This is a genomic window from Micromonospora sp. RHAY321 (assembly GCF_023896955.1).
In the GTDB taxonomy this organism is placed as follows: Bacteria; Actinomycetota; Actinomycetes; order Mycobacteriales; family Micromonosporaceae; genus Micromonospora.
In genome coordinates this window covers 129468-146701 of record NZ_JAMHIW010000009.1, presented here as the reverse complement: position 1 = coordinate 146701, position 17234 = coordinate 129468, and the positions used below count along the sequence as shown (strand labels likewise).

The following is a 17234-nucleotide window of genomic DNA, read 5'->3' as shown; positions in this document are numbered from 1 at the left end:
CTGGTGCTGCTGGATCACTGGGAGGTGCGTTCGGTCGCACAGTCGGGGCAGGTGCCCCAGTAGACGACCTCCGCCTCGTCGACCACGAAGCCGCGGTCGTCGGAGGCGGTGAGACAGGGAGCGTGGCCGACAGCGCACTCGACATCGGCGATCGCGCCGCAGGAGCGGCACACGACATGGTGGTGGTTGTCCCCCACCCGCGACTCGTAGCGGGCGGTCGCGCCGGCAGGCTGGATGCGTCGCACCAGACCGGCGTCGGTGAGCGCGCGCAGCACGTCGTACACCGCCTGGTGGGAGACCGTGGGCTGGTCCGCCCGCACCAGGGCGATCACCCTGTCGGTGTCGACGTGCGGGTGGTCGTGCAGTGCCGCGAGCACGGCCAACCGGGGCTTGGTCACGCGCAACGAGACCGACCGCAGCTGAGCCTCGAAGTCGGATGTCACGTGATGACCATAGTCCACTCTTCTGGAATGAATCTAGTTTTGGTCAGCCTCCACCCGCGGCGGTGTCCGGTTTCATGACGCGAGTCTGTTTCAGGCAATGCCGGATCAGCCAAGATCAGCCCACCCCACACCCTGGACCAGCAAATAGTGAGGTCTATCTATATTGACCCTCGCCGTCGCTGTCGACAGAATCTCGGCACCACCCTGATCCCCACTGGGAGGCGCCATGACCCGTCCCCGCCTGCCGATCCTGCGCGCAGCCACCCGGTTGGCGGCACTCGCCGCGGCCACCGCCGGCGTGCTGCTCGCCCTCACCACACCCGCGAACGCCGCCGTGCCGGCCGGACGCTACGTCGCACTGGGCGACTCGTACGCGGCCGGTCCGCTGATCCCCACCCAGGTCGACCTCAACTGCCTTCGCTCCAACCGCAACTACCCGTCCCTGGTCGCCGCGTCCGCCGGCTCGTCGCCGCTCGTCGACGTGAGCTGCTCAGGGGCCACCACCGACGACATCCTCTACGGCGGTAGCGGCCAGTTGGGTATCGAGGTGCCACCGCAGCTCAACGCCGTCACGCCGGACACGGCGCTGGTGACGGTGCAGATCGGCGGCAACGACATCGGCTTCTCCGGCATCATCGGCGACTGCGCGGAGGCGAGTCTGAGCAGCCCGCTGGGATCACCGTGCAAGGACCGGTACACCGCCGGAGGCACCGACCAGTTGCAGGCCAGGATCGCCGCCGCCGCGCCGAAGGTGACCGCCGTGCTCCAGGCGGTCCGCCGAGCCGCGCCGGGCGCGCGGGTCGCGGTGCTCGGGTATCCGGCGATCCTGCCGGACACCGGGTACGGCTGCTGGCCGGTGGTCCCGATCGCCTACCAGGACGTGCCGTACCTGCGCGGCATCGAGAAGTCGCTCAACTCCACGCTGGCCCGCGTCGCCGCCGCGAACGGCGCCACGTACGCCGACGTCTACACCCCGTCGATCGGCCGCGACGCGTGCAAGAGCAGCGGCACCCGGTGGGTCGAGGGGCTGGTGCCACAGAACTCGGCTGCCCCGTTCCATCCGAACGCACGGGGCGAGCAGGGCATGGCCACCGCCCTGCTGGCTACTCTGAACAGCTGACCACCACCGGTTGGGCCGGTCCCGTCGCGTCGCGGCGGGCCGGCTCAACCGTCCGGGCGCACTCCTGTCACACCGAGCCGACGAACTGGCTGACGTGGTAGGCGGTGCTGCGGCCGTCCGGCGTACGGGTCCACTTCGACACCATCAGGTGCAGATCGTTGGCGTCCCGGCTCGACCAGGGATGGATGAACCCGCCGTAGAGAGCCGGCTCCTGCCAGCTCGTGACCTGAATCTTCTCCGCCGTCCACGCCCGGTCCGGCCCGGAGGCGGTCCGGGTGACCACGCACCCGTTCTGACAGTTCAGGTACGACATCACCCAGGTGCCGTCGCTCAGGCGACGTACCGACGGCTCACCGAAACGACCGGTGAGGATGGGCGTGCAGGGCCTCCCCCAGCCCCAGTTCGCGCCGTTCCAGCCCCACCCCTCGTACGACTCGGGGTAGAACAGCCGGTCCCACCGGACGCGACGCAGCATCATCGGACCGTCCTGGCGTCCCGAGCGGACCGAGAAGACGTAGACGTGGTCGCCGTCGCGCTGCATGGTCCACATCTGGAACGGGTCCCTGTTGTCCGGGCTGTTCCACCACTTCAGCGGCGTACGGACGAAGTCGTTGCCGTTGTCGGAGTAGGCCAGGCCGGCGTAGCGGGACTTCCACTGCGGCCCGGCCGGGCCGGCGGAGTTCCAGTTCTCGATGCTCATGTAGGAGATGAGCTGCCGACCGGTCTCGGGGAAGCTGATGCCGTCGTTGGGAATGACGGTCACCTCAGGAAGCCCGTCGATGCCGATGCCGTGGTGGCCGTTGTGCATCAGTTCGGGCGCACGTCCGTTGCCGGCGACCCGCGCCGCGCTGTCGAAGACCACGCCTCCCGTCGCGCCCGGGTGGACGGCGGAGCGCAACATGACCGGTGACCGCCAGTCGTTGGGCAGGGGCGGGCCCTCCGGCCACGGCGTGTTGAAGGTGTCACCGAAGAGGTAGCCGATCGATCCGTTCTCCAGCACGTAGGGAATGCCCAGGTCGGTGCCGGCCACCCGCCACCGACTGTTGGTGTCGAGGTCCGCGCCGGTCAACCGCTTCTTCCAGACCGCCGCCTGGGCCGGACCGGCCGTGGTCAGGCCACCTCCGACGACACCGACCACGCCGGCTGCACCTATCGCGGCGGCACGGCCGAGAAGCGAACGACGACGGATGCCCATGGCTCCCCCTTCCTGACTGCGGCGAGTAAACCCGCGACCATCATGCATGTCAATGTCTGCCTGCATCAGACAGCACGGTGATGGAATTCTTCAGACCGGATCGTCGTTCGCCGGCGCCACGAAATGGCACGACTGGTTCGCGCCGAACGCCGAGGTGGCCCCGGTCGGTGTCGTCAACGGTGACGGCCGCGACGGCATCGTCACGTTCAGGTGCAACGCCGATGCCGACGTCCACGCGGCCGCCTGCGCTCGGTCCTGGGACACGGACGTCGGCTCAGGTGATGTCGGTGGTGGTGGCGAGGTGTCGACCGGCCTCGATATCGGCGGTGAGATCGTTGATGCGGGCGGTGGCCAGTGCGTAGGAGTCGGAGCCGAGGATCTGGTGCAGGGGTGCGGTGCCGCTCCGGACGATGCTGATGATCGCGGCGGCGGCTCTGGCGGGGTCGCCGAGCTGGGTCCCGGGCATGGCCAGGTGGTTGTCGGTCATCTCGCGGATGGCGTCGTAGCCGTCGGTGGCCTGCGCTGGCAGCCGCAGACTGTGGGTGCGCAGGAAGTCGGTACGCAGGTAGCCGGGCTCGACCAGGTTGACGCGGATACCGAAGTCGGCGACCTCGCGGGCCAAAGATCCGGTGAGGCCTTCCAGGGCGTACTTGGCGGCACAGTACGCACCCCAGCCCGGGAAGGCGGTCAGCCCGAGGATGGAGGAGATGTTGATGATGTGGCCGCTGCGGCGCTCGCGCATGCCGGGCAGGACGGCACGCAGCACGTTCCACGCGCCGAAGAGCTGCACGTCGAACAGCTCCCGGGCCTCGGCGTCGGTCACTTCCTCGACGGCGGCGAGCAGGCCGTAGCCGGCGTTGTTGACCACGACGTCGACGGCTCCGAAGCGGTCGCCGGCTGCCTCCACGGCGGTGCGGACGGCCTTCTCGTCGGCGAGGTCCACCGGCAGGGCCAGCAACCGTGACGTGTCGACGGGACTCAGCGCCGCGCTGAGCCGTTCGGTCGAGCGGGTGGTCGCCGTGACGTTGTCGCCGCGCTCAAGCAGGTGCCTGACGAGCTCGAGACCGAGGCCACGGGAGGCGCCCGTGACGAACCAGGTGGCGGGTCCGGTGGTGGGATACGGCATGGGAGATTCCTCTTCTTGACGGCGTGACAGTGGATGCGTCCCGAAGCGGGAACGCCATCCCATGCTGCGGCCGCGCACCCCGGGCCGGACACCGTCAGGCGAGCCCAGCCCTGCCTGGGAACGGCATGCCCACCCAACCGTGGGCACCACACCACCGGGGCGGCCATCATTGACGGCATGGCAGGACACACAGATCTGGGTGACTTCCTGAGGAGGTGCCGGGCGGGCATGCCCCCGGAGGTCGCGGGCATTCCGGGCTACACCGGTCAGGCTGGCCGGCGGGTGCGCGGCCTGCGCCGGGAGGAGGTGGCGCAGCTCGCCGGGGTGAGCGTCGATTACTACACCCGGCTGGAGCAGGGCCGGCACACCAGCCCGTCGGAAGCGGTCCTCGACGCTCTGGGGCGGGTCTTCCGGCTCGACGCCGCCGCCCGCGCCCACCTCGCCGACCTGGCCCGGCCGGTCCGGCGCCGCTCCGAGCAGCCGCCGGTCCAGCGGGTACGGCCGGCCGTGCACCAGATGATCGCCTCGATGGTCGACCAGCCGGCCTTCATCGTCGGCCGCCGCACAGACGTCCTCGCGTCGAACACGCTGGCGCGTGCCCTGCTCACCGACTGGACCCGCCTGCCGCCCCCGCACCGGAACTACACACGGTGGGTCTTCCTCGACCCGGCCGCCCGCGAGGCATTCCTCGACTGGCCGACCGTGGCGGCCGAGGTGGTCGGCACGCTGCGCCTCTACGCCGGGCGGTATCCCGACGATGGCCTGCTCAACGAGCTCGTCGGGGAGCTGACGATCAAGAGCCGGGAATTCCGTACGTGGTGGAACGGGCACCGGGTGCACGAGCGCACGCACGGCACCAAGCACATGGTCCACCCCTCGGTGGGACCGATCACCATCCAGTACGAGGCGTTGGCGCTGCCCGGTGACGAGGACCAGACGCTGTTCGTCTACACCACCGCCCCCGGCAGCCCCTCGCACGACAACCTGCGCCTGCTGGCGCTCTGGGCGACGCAGCAGGACGGCGGCACCTCAGCGCCTGCCCGCTCCGCCTCGGATGCCGGCGCGGCTACCGACCCGGCGTGACCGGCGGGCACCATCACAGCGGCCTGCGATGCGCTCTGACGACCAGGTCGCGAATAACCACTCGCGTTGAATCATGCTCGGTGTGGCGGATCCGGGGCTCGGCCACCTCGACATCCCACAGGTCCGGGCTCAGGGATCCGGTGACGGCGTCGAGACTGATCGAGGCGTCGTCGGGGGCGTGGGCCGCCGAGTGCTCGTCGGCCTTATCGTGGCCGACGATGAGGAGCGTTCCGTCGGGGGCGACGGCCTGGGCCAGGCGGGCCACGAACTCCGTGAAGGGCACCCTGGGGTGGACGTACTGGCTCACCACCAGGTCGTAGCGCGTCGGCGGTTGCCAGGTTGTCAGGTCGGCCACGACCCAGGAGATGCGCGAGGTGATCTGGTGGTCGTGGTGCGCGGCGGAGCCCTCGGCGGTGCTGACGGCGGTCGGTGACACGTCGACCGCCGTCACCTGCCAGCCCTGCTGGGCGAGCCAGAGCGCGTCGGCTCCACCGCCGCAACCCGCGTCGAGCGCCGACCCGGCGGGAAGGCCGGTCACCTCGGCCACCAGTTGCGGGCTCGGGGACTGGTGTTTCGCCGGGTGTTCCCGGTAGTGGTGCTCCCACCACTGCGGGTCGAACGCGGCGTGCTCCGCGTGCGGCGATCCGGGATGGTCGTGAGGCTTGCTCATTACCGGGCTCCTGCCGAAGGGGTACGAGAGACCGCCTGTCCCCCGTACCTCAACGGTATGCGCTCCTGCCGTTGCAGCAAGGCTCCTTGCCGTTTACGCAAGAAGCCGTAGCATGGAGCCGTGTCACACGTCGACCTGTCGGACGTCGTCCGGCAACGCCTCCGCGGGCTACGGCAGGCCCACGGTTGGAGCCTCGACTCGCTCGCCGCCCGGTGCCACATCAGCCCGTCGACGCTGAGCCGGATCGAGACCGGCAACCGCCGCATCGACCTCGACCAGCTCGTCGTACTCGCCCGGGAACTGGGCACCACGATCGATCACCTCGTGGAGCCCGTCGACGACGCCGACGTGATCATCCGGCCGGTCCAGCACCAGGAACCCGGCCTGGTCACCTGGGTGCTGTCGCGCGACGCCGCACAGCACGGTGGCCGCCTGGTGGCCAAGATGCGGATCACTCCCGAACGGCGTACCGGCCCCGGGCACCTGGCCGTTCACCCCGGACGGGAATGGTTCACCGTGCTCAGCGGCACCGCGCTGCTGCACCTCGGCGACCGGCGGATCACGGTCGGCGCCGGCGAGGCGGCCGAGTTCTCCACGATGACCCCGCACTCCATCGGGGCGCTGGACGGCCCGGTCGAGATCCTCACCATGTTCGACCAGGACGGTGAACGGGCGCACACCGAATCGTCCGAGCAGGAGTCCACGCCCTCACGGGACGCGGGACGCAGCGCTCGGAGCTGAGGGTGGTCGTACGGGCAACGGTCAGGCGACGGCGGCCTTCACCAGCTCGATGACCCTCTTCTCCACCGCGGCGCTCCACGTCCGCAGCGCGTACGCCACCGGCCACAGGTCACCGTCGTCGAGGTTGGCCGTGTCCTGGAAGCCCAGGGTCGAGTACCGGTAGTTGAACTTGCCGGAGTCCTGGAAGAAGACCACGATCTTGTCGTCCGCGTTCGCGTAGGCCGGCATCCCGTACCAGGTCTTGGGCGACAGCTCCGGGGCGGCGGCGGTCACCGCCACGTGTACGCGTTCGGCGAGCGCCCGGTCTTCCGGCGCCATCTGGGCGATCCGGTCGAGGACCGCCTGCAACCCGTCGGCCTTCTTGGCGCCCTTCCTGCCCTCGGCGCGCAGCTCGGCGGCGCGCTCCTTCATCGCGGCACGCTCTTCCGGGCTGAAGCCGTCGGACACGGTGGTGGAGGTGTTCGCGGACATTCTCAGGCTTCCCCTCACTGTTCAGGCCCGGCGTGGCGCCGGCTACCTGGGAAAGGCTAGGCGCGACCGCACCCCCGAGCTTCTTGATTCCTGATCAGATCGGCCCGTCAACGACCCCGCCCGGCGTTCAGTCGGGCGGCCTGGCGGGTGAGGTGGTCGCGCTCGGCGAGGTTGGGTGCCCGTCGCGCCGCCTCGGCGTACAGCCGTGCCGCCGTCGCCAGGTCGCCGTCGCGCTCGTGGAGGTACGCCGCGACCGCCGTGTGGCGGGGCAGTGCGTCGTCCAGCGCCGCGAGCGCCGCCAGGCCGGCACGGGGTCCGTCGGCCTCACCGACGGCCACCGCGCGGTTGAGCCGGACGACCGGACTGTCGGTCAGGCGCACGAGTTCGTCGTACCACTCGACGATCTGCACCCAGTCGGTCTCCTCGGCGGCGGGCGCGTCAGCATGGAGCGCCGCGATGGCGGCCTGGGCCTGGAACTCGCCCAGCCGGTCGCGGGCGAGGGCCGCCTGCAGGATCTGGACGCCCTCGGCGATCGACGTGGTGTCCCAGCGACCGCGATCCTGCTCGGCGAGCGGCACCAGGCTGCCGTCGGGCGCGTTCCGGGTGGCCCGCCGGGCGTGGTGGAGCAGCATCAGCGCGAGCAGCCCCGCCACCTCGGGGTGGTCGATCGCGGCCGAGAGCTGCCGGGTGAGCCGGATGGCCTCGGCGGCGAGGTCGACGTCGCCGGAGTAGCCCTCGTTGAAGACCAGGTAGAGGACGCGCAGCACGGTGGCGACGTCGCCGGGCTGGTCGAAGCGCACGCCGGAGACCGTGCGCTTGGCCCGGCTGATGCGCTGCGCCATGGTCGCCTCGGGCACCAGGTATGCCTGGGCGATCTGGCGGGTGGTCAGCCCGCCGACGGCGCGCAACGTGAGCGCGACCGCGGACGACGGCGTCAGGGAGGGGTGGGCGCACAGGAAGTAGAGCTGGAGCGTGTCGTCCACCGCTGGCGTGGGGCCGGGGGCCGGCTCCTCGTCGACGAGGTCCTCACGCCGGCGGCGGGCGGCGTCCGCCCGGGTCGCGTCGAGGAACCGGCGCCAGGCCACGGTGACCAGCCAGCCCTTCGGGTCCCGTGGCGGATCGGTCGGCCAGACACGGACCGCCTCGACCAGCGCGTCCTGCACGGCGTCCTCGCCCGCCGCGAAGTCAGCTCCGCGGCGGACGAGGATCCCGAGCACGCTCGGTGTGAGGCTCCTGAGCAGGGCCTCGTTCATTGCCGAGGTCACTCCGTGATGGTGGGCGGCTCGGTCAGGAAGGGGCGCAGCTCCAGCCACTCGTGAATCGGCTTCCCGCCCGCTCCGGGGGCGGCCGACAGCTCCCCGGCCAGCTCGACGGCGCGCTCGTAGCTGTCCACGTCGATCACCATCCAGCCGGCGATGAGATCCTTCGTCTCGGCGAACGGGCCGTCGGTGACCGGCGGGCGGCCCTCCCCGTCGTACCGGACCCACGTCCCCTCGGGGGAGAGCGCCTGGCCGTCGACGAACTCGCCGGTGGTCTCGAGCCGGGCCGCGAAGTCGTTCATGTACTGCACGTGCGCCGTGATCTCCTCCGGCGCCCACTTGTCCATGGGCACGTCGTTGACCGCAGCCGGAGCGCCGCGGTAGTGCTTCAGCAGCAGGTACTTGGCCATCGTGGTTCTCCTCGGTACTGGTGCGCCCCATCTTGGTCGCCTTCACCACGGGGACGGAGCCGGCCCCCGGTTCTCGACATCGGCGTCCTGACTTTTTTCGACCCGCTCGGAGCAGAGGGCGCACAGACCGCCCAGGCACCCCGTCACCATCCCAGGAAGGTCCGACGCACTAGCATTGCCGCGGTCCGGGACGGCTGTGCTGAAACGAGGCGAAATGCGTTGGCTTCGACGGTTGCTGGGCGGCGGGCGGGTCCAGCTCGATGCGGGGCGGCAGGAGGCGCTGCTACGCGACGTCCAGCACCGGTACGGCGCCCGCGCGCAGATCCGGTTCTCTGAGCAGGTCGAGGCGGTCAGCGGAATGCTGGACAGCGACGACGGCCTGGTGGTGGCGGCCCGGATCGTGAGCCAGGTCGCCGACGAGGCCCACGCGGATCTCCTGGCCCAGGCCCACGAGATCCACCGACGGACGGGCCGGCGCCTCCTGGTGCACCGCCGGAACTACCGGCCGCTGTGGATGGAGGCCGGCTCGGCGCTGCGGTGGCCACTGTTCGCGTTGCCGAGCGGCTTCCACCCGTACGCGCAGGTGGCCGCCGCCGTCGCGGTGGTCGGCAGCCGGGCACCCCGGCTCGACCGGGTGACCGACCCGAAGCCGCTCGTGACCCGGATGTTCGAGGTACTCGACCTCACCACCGCCGGCTGGGAGTACGGCCGGGTACGGGTGGACACCGACGCCGCCGCCCTGGCCGATCGACTGATCTCAAGCGCCGCGCAGGTCCTCGCAGCGATGGACGACCCGCCTCGGCTGCCACCTGCGGTGCGGGAGCTGATGCGCCGCAACAACGTCCTCGACGTGCACGACCCGACGGGCCCTCGTGCGGTGGGTGGGATCAATCTGGGCGCGACGATGCGGGAGCGCCTCCTGGCCTGAGGGACACGGCGGCGCTTAAGTGCGTTCCCATGCGCACGCCGGTGGCCGGGCGCATGAGCGCACCCGGCCACCGCGACCCACGTCAGGTCAGCGCTGACCCCCCAGGTACATCGCGTTGAACAGCAGCCGGTACGTACCGTGCGACTGAGCCCGGTGCTGCGGCTTGAAGCCGATCATCACGACCTGCCCGTCGCCCACCTTCGCCGTCACCACGGCCGCCTTGCCGCCGATGACGTCCTCGCCGAGGAGGAAGCCACTCTTCAGCAGGTTGGTCTTCGGCCAGGTGGCTGCCACCGTGACACCCTGCGCACCGTCCTCAACCTCGAACGCCGGCCCGTCGGCGACGAACGCCGACGCGGTCGGTCCGAACCCGGCGGCGACCGGGTCACCGGCGTCGACGGTGAGGTTCAGCACCGAGCCCGGAACGTTGTAGCTGGTGTCCGGCACCCCCTCGGTGACGTCCTTGACCGGCACGCCGAACGCCTTGATGGGCAGCTCAGCGGCCTTGTTGAGGGTGACCACGGTGCCGCCCGCCTCGACGAACGCCTTCAGGTTGGCCACGCCCGCGTCGGTCATCCCGCCGGTGTACTCCGGCGGCAGCGAGCCCGCCGCGCGGCCGTTGCGCATCGAGTTGTACGTGGCGTCGGGCAGCACGATCGTGTCGAACTTCGCCCGCAGGTCGCCGGCCCGGACCGACGCGTTCGTCAGCTTCTGGTAGCCGAAGCCGAACTGGTCCAGGATCAGGCGGGTCCAGCCCTCGTCGTAGTTGTTGAACCCGTCGTACAGCCCGATCCGAGGTGCGACGAGTTCCCGCACCGTCGCCGGCTGCGCGTCGACCGCGGCGACGCTGAGGCCGTACCGGGTGGCGAGCGCCGTCACCCGCGCCTCGGTGCCCGGACGGGGGGTCACCAGGAACGTGCCAGCCGGCAGTTTGCCGCTGCGAGTGGTCACCTCGGCGCCGCTGAGCAGGACCTTGTCCCCCGCCGCCAGCAGGGAGTTCACGGCCGCGGAGCTGTCGTTGACCCGCGGGTCGAGGGCGTACGCGTACTTCGGCGCGCCGGCCACCACACCCGCCGGCACCCTCGGCGAGTCGACCCGGACGGTGCTGGCGCGCACCGCCTGACCGAGCTTGTCGACGGTGACGCCCATCTGGAACGACAGGGTGTAGCCGGTGATGTCGTACGGCGGCTCCAGCGGGCCACCCGGGTAGAGCCTCCGGTCCGGATAGACCTGCGGGTTCAGCAGGTCCAACACGGCCGCCCGGTACGGCTGGGCCTCCCGCACCAGGTAGCTCCCGGCGGGGTAGGTGCGCTTGCCGACGGTGAAGGAGCTGACCGCCCGCTCGACCTGGATGTTGTTCCAGCGCAGCTTGTCCACCAGCTTGGTGGCGGTCGGGAAGTCCGCCTGGTCGGCGGGGATCACGTAGGTCGTCCCGGCGCCGTTGCGGGCACCGTCCCGGGCCATCTGCGCCGAGCCGTAGAGCAGGCCCTCGCGGTCGTCGCTGGCCACCCGGAGCATCGCCCACGAGGCCGTCTTGATGTAGTCGCAACTCTGCGACAGGTGCCACTCGCCACCCTTCCAGGGGCTGGGGTAGAAGACCGACGGCTCGCTCGTCGAGGTGCCGTCCGCGAAGGTCTTCGGGAAGGTGGCGGGGTCGTACACCCGCGGGCTCGCCGAGGCGTGCGCCGTCTCGGTCAGGATGCCGATCTGGTTGTGGTAGTACGGCGCGGTCCGCGCGCCGCCGTTCCACCAGATGTCGTACTGCTGGCGGGCCAGCGCGCCGACCTTGCCCTCCCGATCCAGCCGCTGCCCCATCGCGTCGCCGACGAGGTTGACGCCCCGGACCACCTGGGGGTTGATGTTCGGGTTCAGCGGGTCCTCGTACGGCGGGATGCTGATCCGGGCGGGAAAGACGGCGGTCTGGTGCACGTTGTGCATGACCTGCGGAATCCACTCGTGGAACAGTTGACGCCCGACGTTCTGCGTCTCCTGCAGATTGAACATGTACCAGTCACGGTTGTTGTCGTGGCCGGCGTACTTCTGGTACAGCTCGGGATAGCTCGCATCCTGGTAGGGCCCACCCAGGTTCTTCCGGTACCACTCGGCGACCTTCGTGCCGCCGTCCGGGTTCACGTTCGGCACCAACAGGGTGATGACGTTGTCCCGGATGGCGCGCGCCTCGGGCGTCTCGCTGGTCACCAGGTCGAACGCGAACTGTGGGGCGGTCTGGTGCCCGGCCACCTCGGTGGAGTGGATGCCGAAGTCGACCCAGGCGATGGCCTTGCCGTTCTTCGCCAGGGCACGCGCCTCAGACTCGGGAAGCGAGTCGCCCTGGGAGAGCCGTACCGAGGTCTCGCGGTAGCGCCTGAGGTTCGCGTCCTTGAGGTTCTTCTCGGAGGAGACGATCGCCATCAGCTGCGGCCGTCCCTCGCTGGTCCTGCCGATCTCGACGAGCTTCATCCGGTCGCTGGCCCTGTCGATCGCCCGGTAGTAGTCGGCGATCTGCTCGTACGTGGCGAGCTTGTAGTCGGCACACGGCGCCCAGCCGATCACCGACTCCGGCTTCGGTACGCGGTTCGAGGCGGTAGCGGTGGTCGCCGACGTCAACACCGGCGCACCGACCAGAGTCAACGCGCACGCGACCGACACCGTTGTCCGAGACAGTCTTCGTTTCACCTGATACCCCTTCACGGTACGTACACGACGGAAAAGGGTCCGGCAGGGGCGGCCGCGCCAACTCGGATAACTCGATTCAACAGGTTTCGATGGATGTTCGGAACGTTCACGGCGGCAGTTGAGGAAATCTTGATACTCGCCACTGTCAGAGCAGATGCGGTTGTTCTGCCGAGGCACGACACATTCCACCGGGGACGTACGTCGAAAGTCCTCGGCTTTTCGCACGGCCACGAAGGGCGGGCACCGACCTGCCCGCCCTTCGCACGTCACTGGCTGAGCTCGGCGACCTCCTCGGCCGTCAGGCGGAGTTCTTCGGCAGGAGCCGCACGCCGCGCGCCGGCGGCGGCGGGCGGGTCGGCCGGACGACGCAGATGCCAGTCCGTCACCGCCTGGTAGGCGGCCACCACCGACAACAGCCGGTCCTCGGCGTACGGGAGGCCACCCAGGATGGTGCCGATGGGCAGCCCCGCCGTGGTGGACCCGATCGGGAAGGCGATCTCCGGCAGGCCCACGATGTCGAAGGGCACCGGGTCGGTCTGCACCACGACGTCGCAGCCGTCGAAGAGGTCGTTGAGCACCCGATCCATCAACAGCAGCTTGGCCCGCTGACCGGTGATGAACTCGTTGCCACCCATCAGCGCACCCTGCAGCCAACTGGTCACCGACACCCCGAAGCCGCGCAGGTCCGTGCGCAGGTACGGCATGAACGGCTCGGCCCGCTCGGGCAGCCGGACGTTGTTGAAGGTGCTGCCGGTCAGCTGGCCCCACTCGGCCGGCAGCGGCACGTCCACCAGGGTGACGCCGGGGATCGCGGCGAGCTGTGCCAGGTACGCCGCACGGGCCAGCGCGGTGGGCGAGGTGCCGTTGGCGAAGCCCGGCAGGACCCCGATCCGGGTCTTCCAGCGCAGCTTGACGCGGCGCCCCTGGTAGACGGGGCTGGCTGCGTCGATCAGGTTCGGCACGTCGGGCAGGCCCTGGCTGCGCGGGTCCATGGGGTCCTCGCCCGCCATCGCGGTCAGCATGATCGCGGCGTCCTTGGCGTCGCGCGCCAACGGGCCGGGATGGTCGCGGGTGTAGGTGAGCGGAATGATGCCGGCCGCCGAGACCCGACCCATGGTCGGCTTGAGGCCGGTGAGATTCTGCGCGTTGGAGGGGGAGGTGATCGAGCCGCCGGTCTGCGTGCCGATGCCGGAGGTGGCCATCCGGCCGGCGACCGCGGTGGCGGTGCCGGTGGACGACCCGCCGGGGTCGGTGCTGCGGTCGGTCGGCGCCCAGGCGTTGACGGTGGTGATCACACCGGCCGGTGTGGTGGCACGGGTGGTCGCCAGCGGGCCCATCTGGGTCTTGCCGAGCACGATCGCGCCGGTGGCCTTCAACCGGGCCACCGCGGTCGCGTCGTACGGAGGCACGAAGTCCTTGAACAGGAACGAGTTCGCGGTGGTGTGGACCCCCTCCGTGTAGTAGTTGTCCTTGATGGCCAGCGGGATGCCGTGCAGCGCGCCGCGTCGGGGCCTGCGTCCGGCGTCCTTCGCGGCCGCGATGGCCGTGTCCGCGAGCACCCGGTTGAACGCCTGGTAGATGCCGTCGTGCCGGGAGATTCGGGCCAGGTACGCCTCGACCAGTTGCGCGGGGGTGAGCTTGCCGGCGCGGATGAGCCAGGCCGCCTCGGCGATCGTGAGCTCGGTCGGCTCGGCGAGCGCCTCCGGCCGCGGCTCGGTGTAGGCGTTCGGCTGGTCCAGCGGCCGTCCGCCCGCTCGGGTTCTGGTGTTGGTGGCCAGGCCGTTGCCCGCCAGCGCGACCGAGGGCAGTCCGACGTTGACGCCCACGGCGGAGACGGTGGCCAGCGCCGCGGCGCGAGCCAGGAACGCGCGCCGGTCGACCGTACGGTCAAAGGGTTCGGACGTCATGCCTTCCGCCATTCCGTGCCGTTGGAGGGGTAGAGGACGGGCACGTGCTGCTGTGACAACGCCTTCGCGGCATCGGGGTCGGTGCCGTCGGGAGTCGGCAACTGGTATGCGGCGAGCGTCGCCACGGTGCCCCGCATGAAGGAGCGCAGCGAGGCGAGCACGGAGTCCCGGCCGGGCGAGCCGGTCTCCGGGTCGGGGCTCGTACCCGGCGGGAGTTGGTCGAGGTCGATGCCGAGTGCGGCCAGCCGGGCACGGATCAGAACGTTCAGCTCAGCATCCGTGGGCGGAGTAGGTGCCATGATGCTCCCAGGTTGTGCGAATGGGGGGTGTCGCCGATCCCTGTCGAAGTGACCTTGACCGTAGGCGGGCAGCAGGTCGCGGCAGCGGGGCGCGGGTACAAGTTGAGCAATATTTGAGTTTGCCGATGACGAGGCAGACGGCCACGCCGTTCCGGCGGCGCTATCGTCGAGGGATGGCGGTGCCGTCTCGGCGGGTGATCAGCGCGGAGCGTGTCGTCCAGGGCGGATGTCTGTTCTTTCTCCGCAACGCCACCGTCGACATGGACGCGCTCGCCGGCGCCCTCACGGTCAGCCGGGCCACGCTCTACCGGGTGGTGCACAGCCGCGACCGGCTGCTCGGTGACGTGCTCTGGCGCCTCGCGGAGCGGCTGCTCACCCAGGCCCGTGCCGAGACCACCACCACCGGCGTCGACGGGGTGCTCGAGACCACCCGCCGGTTCGCCGTCGCAGTCCGCCAGGCCCGGCCCTTCCGGGCCTTCCTGCGCGCCGAGCCGGCGACGGCCGCGCGGGTGCTGTTCACACCGGCCGGCGGCGTACACGCCCGGGTCGTCGATGCGCAGAGGGGCATCCTCGTCGCCGCGGCTGCCGACCCCGCCTGGTCACCGGCTGACCTCGACGGCGCCGCCTTCCTGTACGTGCGGATCGTCGAGTCCATGTTGTACGCGGAGCTGATCCACGGGCGGCGGGCCGACCCGGCGACCGCGGAACGTGCCGCCCGGGCGGTGCTCGAAGCGTGCTGAGCAGCGGCTGCGACAGCCGTCTCAGCTCTCCCCCGCCCGCTTCCGACCACATCGAAGAGCGTTTATGGTACGGCCAGGAAGTCGTCGTGAAGGAGCCTTCGCCATGACACGTCCACGGCGTACCGCCACCCTCGCCGCCGCCCTGGTCACCACCCTGGTCGGCACGCTGCTCGCCTCGGCACCGGCGCGCGCTGCGGCGCCCGGTGAGCGGGAGCCGATCGCCCGCGCCTCGGTTCGCGGTCCGATCCCGGGCACCGTGCCGGGCGACCCGCGCGCGGAGCGGCTGGCCGACACCTACCCCTTCTTCTCGACGCCGTCCGACCTGGCCGCCAAGGGCTACGTCGAGGAGGAGTTCTACCTCTCCGGCGTGGCGGACGGCTGGGACACCGCCGGCAACCGGGTCGCCGCCGACGTGGCGTACCAGACCCGGCTGGTCGTGCGCCGGCCGGTCGACCCGCGCCGGTTCAGTGGCGTCGCGCTGGTGGAGTGGCAGAACGTCACGGCGGGGTACGACCTGGACGCGCTCTGGAACGCCGAGGCCACCATCCGCGCCGGCGACGCCTGGATCGGTGTCTCCGCCCAGCGCGTCGGAGTCGACCAGCTACGCGGCTGGAGCCCGACCCGGTACGGCGGACTCGACGTCACCGGCGGGGGACGGTACGTCGCCGACGAACTCTCGTACGACATCTTCGCCCAGGCCGGCAGGGCCGTCGCCGACCCGCAGGGTGTCTCGCCGCTGGGCCGGCTGCGCGCCCGCACCGTGCTCGCCATCGGCGCCTCGCAGTCGGCCGGCCGGATGACTGTCTACTACGACCGGGTCCTGCCCCAGGTACAGCCGGTGTTCGAGGGGTACGGCTTCATCGTGGGCTCCGCGCCCACCCGGGTCGGCGACGAGCCGGTGTTCCAGGTGCTGTCCGAGACCGACGTGCGCACACCCGTCCGCCCCGCCGACACGGACCGGTTCCGCCGGTGGGAGGTGGCCGGCGCGGCACACAGCGGCCATAACGGCCAGGTCTACCGGGCGCCGATCCAGGAGCGTGACCTGGGCGCCGCCCCGACCTACACCTGCGCGCGGCCGCCCTTCAGCCGGGTGCCGATGCACCACGTGACCGCCGCCGCGTACGCCCACCTGGCGCGTTGGGTGGAGCGGGGCACCCCACCCCCGACCGCGCCGCCGCTGGTGTTCAACTCGGACGGCACCAAGGCCCGTGACGCCCACGGCCTGGCCCGCGGCGGAATCCGGCTGTCGCAGGTGGTCGTGCCGACCGCGCTGAACACCGGCGACAACAGCGGTGAGTCGTTCTGCCTGCTGTTCGGCACCTACCAGCCGTTCGACGAGGGCACCCTGGACCAGCTCTACCGCACACACGCCGGCTACGTCGCCCGCGTGGTGACCGCCGACGTCCGCAACATCACCGCCGGCTACCTCCAGCCGGCCGACGCCGCCGCGAACCTCCGCGAAGCACTCCACGCCGACGTGGGACGCCACGGCGCCTGACCAACCAGGGCGGGCCACGTCGTTCGTCTCCCGGGCCGTTCTGGCACCGGTCGTAATCCCGGGAGCTGGCCGCATCCCACCGCCCGGTGGCCTATGGTGAAAAACCGGCGCTGCCACTGTTGTTCTTGCCGAGGACGGGCCAATGACCAAGGGAACATCGCGGAGATGGACTGGGCCGGATGGGCGTTGTTCGGGTTGGTCGCCACCGCGGCGCTCACCGCAGTTCTGATCACCGCTCAACTGGCCGGCCTCACTCGCCTCGACTTTCCCCTGGTGCTCGGGACCCTCGTCACCGAGGATCCCGACCGGGCCCGGATCGTCGGGTTCTTCATCCACCTCTGCGCCGGTCAGGGCTTCGCCCTCGGCTACGCGGCCACGTTCGCCCTGCTGGACCGCGCCACCTGGTGGATCGGGGCACTGCTCGGGACCGTTCACGTCGGGATCGCACTGACGGTGCTCCTACCGCTGCTTCCGGGGGTCCACCCGCGCATGGCCTCCCAGCGGGCGGGCCCGGCGAGCACGGCCGTACTGGAGCCGCCCGGTCTGTTCGCCGTCAACTACGGCATTCAGACCCCCGCGGTCGTGGTTGTCGTCCATGTCATCTACGGGGTGGTTCTCGGGCTGCTCCTTCGGTCCCATTGACTCGCGTCCCAGTGCCCGTCAGGAAG

The 17234-nt window shown here is 70.6% G+C and carries 18 protein-coding genes; 7 read left to right on the top strand and 11 right to left on the bottom strand.

Annotation, left to right across the window (positions count from 1 at the left end; genetic code table 11):
• Positions 1 to 14: 14 nt before the first annotated feature.
• Positions 15 to 443: a Fur family transcriptional regulator gene (locus M8C17_RS20340; RefSeq protein WP_252418102.1), complete on the bottom strand. Its 429-nt coding sequence runs from the start codon at positions 441 to 443 to the stop codon at positions 15 to 17.
• Between the two features lie 226 nt (positions 444 to 669).
• Between M8C17_RS20340 and M8C17_RS20335 the strand changes: the two genes are divergently transcribed.
• A complete protein-coding gene (locus tag M8C17_RS20335) occupies positions 670 to 1563 on the top strand; it encodes an SGNH/GDSL hydrolase family protein (RefSeq protein ID WP_252418101.1) in 894 nt (297 codons plus the stop codon).
• A gap of 67 nt (positions 1564 to 1630) precedes the next feature.
• On the opposite strand, the gene M8C17_RS20330 is transcribed toward M8C17_RS20335, so the two are convergent.
• Genes M8C17_RS20330 through M8C17_RS20320 form a run of 3 tightly spaced genes read right to left on the bottom strand, consistent with a single transcriptional unit; the run spans position 1631 to position 3884 of the window.
• Complete coding sequence (locus M8C17_RS20330) at positions 1631 to 2758, bottom strand: DUF4185 domain-containing protein (protein ID WP_252418100.1); 1128 nt, start codon at positions 2756 to 2758, stop codon at positions 1631 to 1633.
• Positions 2759 to 2807: 49 nt separating this feature from the next.
• A complete protein-coding gene (locus M8C17_RS20325) occupies positions 2808 to 2993 on the bottom strand; it encodes a hypothetical protein (RefSeq protein WP_252418099.1) in 186 nt (61 codons plus the stop codon).
• A 39-nt stretch (positions 2994 to 3032) separates the two neighbouring features.
• Positions 3033 to 3884: an SDR family NAD(P)-dependent oxidoreductase gene (locus M8C17_RS20320; protein WP_252418098.1), complete on the bottom strand. Its 852-nt coding sequence runs from the start codon at positions 3882 to 3884 to the stop codon at positions 3033 to 3035.
• Between the two features lie 177 nt (positions 3885 to 4061).
• Between M8C17_RS20320 and M8C17_RS20315 the strand changes: the two genes are divergently transcribed.
• Positions 4062 to 4967, top strand: a complete 906-nt coding sequence (locus M8C17_RS20315) for a helix-turn-helix transcriptional regulator (protein ID WP_252418097.1) — start codon at positions 4062 to 4064, stop codon at positions 4965 to 4967.
• A 13-nt stretch (positions 4968 to 4980) separates the two neighbouring features.
• On the opposite strand, the gene M8C17_RS20310 is transcribed toward M8C17_RS20315, so the two are convergent.
• Positions 4981 to 5637, bottom strand: a complete 657-nt coding sequence (locus M8C17_RS20310) for a bifunctional 2-polyprenyl-6-hydroxyphenol methylase/3-demethylubiquinol 3-O-methyltransferase UbiG (protein ID WP_252418096.1) — start codon at positions 5635 to 5637, stop codon at positions 4981 to 4983.
• Positions 5638 to 5757: 120 nt separating this feature from the next.
• Between M8C17_RS20310 and M8C17_RS20305 the strand changes: the two genes are divergently transcribed.
• Positions 5758 to 6378, top strand: coding sequence for an XRE family transcriptional regulator (locus tag M8C17_RS20305; RefSeq protein WP_252418095.1), 621 nt, complete (start codon positions 5758 to 5760; stop codon positions 6376 to 6378).
• A 21-nt stretch (positions 6379 to 6399) separates the two neighbouring features.
• On the opposite strand, the gene M8C17_RS20300 is transcribed toward M8C17_RS20305, so the two are convergent.
• The 3 genes from M8C17_RS20300 to M8C17_RS20290 form a co-directional block, all read right to left on the bottom strand.
• Positions 6400 to 6849, bottom strand: coding sequence for an iron chaperone (locus M8C17_RS20300; protein WP_252418094.1), 450 nt, complete (start codon positions 6847 to 6849; stop codon positions 6400 to 6402).
• A 107-nt stretch (positions 6850 to 6956) separates the two neighbouring features.
• The gene (locus M8C17_RS20295) at positions 6957 to 8102 is read right to left on the bottom strand and encodes an RNA polymerase sigma factor (RefSeq protein WP_252418165.1); all 1146 of its coding nucleotides are present in this window, start codon (positions 8100 to 8102) and stop codon (positions 6957 to 6959) included.
• 8 nt (positions 8103 to 8110) lie between these two features.
• Positions 8111 to 8518, bottom strand: a complete 408-nt coding sequence (locus M8C17_RS20290; protein ID WP_252418093.1) for a YciI family protein — start codon at positions 8516 to 8518, stop codon at positions 8111 to 8113.
• A gap of 214 nt (positions 8519 to 8732) precedes the next feature.
• Here M8C17_RS20290 and M8C17_RS20285 point away from each other — a divergent pair, with 214 nt between their 5' ends.
• On the top strand, positions 8733 to 9446 hold the full coding sequence (locus M8C17_RS20285; RefSeq protein ID WP_252418092.1) for a hypothetical protein: 714 nt from the start codon (positions 8733 to 8735) through the stop codon (positions 9444 to 9446).
• Between the two features lie 87 nt (positions 9447 to 9533).
• On the opposite strand, the gene M8C17_RS20280 is transcribed toward M8C17_RS20285, so the two are convergent.
• From M8C17_RS20280 to M8C17_RS20270, 3 genes are all read right to left on the bottom strand, one after another.
• Positions 9534 to 12122 carry a M14 metallopeptidase family protein gene (locus tag M8C17_RS20280; protein ID WP_252418091.1) on the bottom strand — a complete coding sequence of 863 codons (2589 nt, stop codon included), beginning with the start codon at positions 12120 to 12122 and terminating at the stop codon, positions 9534 to 9536.
• Positions 12123 to 12388: 266 nt separating this feature from the next.
• Positions 12389 to 14029: an amidase gene (locus M8C17_RS20275; protein WP_252418090.1), complete on the bottom strand. Its 1641-nt coding sequence runs from the start codon at positions 14027 to 14029 to the stop codon at positions 12389 to 12391.
• The gene (locus M8C17_RS20270) at positions 14026 to 14328 is read right to left on the bottom strand and encodes a hypothetical protein (RefSeq protein WP_252418089.1); all 303 of its coding nucleotides are present in this window, start codon (positions 14326 to 14328) and stop codon (positions 14026 to 14028) included. Before M8C17_RS20270 ends, M8C17_RS20275 begins: the two co-directional genes overlap by 4 nt.
• A gap of 173 nt (positions 14329 to 14501) precedes the next feature.
• Between M8C17_RS20270 and M8C17_RS20265 the strand changes: the two genes are divergently transcribed.
• From M8C17_RS20265 to M8C17_RS20255, 3 genes are all read left to right on the top strand, one after another.
• Entirely contained in the window at positions 14502 to 15068 is a 567-nt protein-coding gene (locus tag M8C17_RS20265) for a QsdR family transcriptional regulator (RefSeq protein WP_252418088.1), read from the top strand.
• A gap of 103 nt (positions 15069 to 15171) precedes the next feature.
• Positions 15172 to 16566 (top strand): alpha/beta hydrolase domain-containing protein, encoded by a 1395-nt coding sequence (locus M8C17_RS20260; RefSeq protein WP_252418087.1) that lies wholly within the window; start codon positions 15172 to 15174, stop codon positions 16564 to 16566.
• Positions 16567 to 16731: 165 nt separating this feature from the next.
• Positions 16732 to 17208, top strand: coding sequence for a hypothetical protein (locus tag M8C17_RS20255; protein WP_252418086.1), 477 nt, complete (start codon positions 16732 to 16734; stop codon positions 17206 to 17208).
• Positions 17209 to 17234 lie beyond the last annotated feature (26 nt).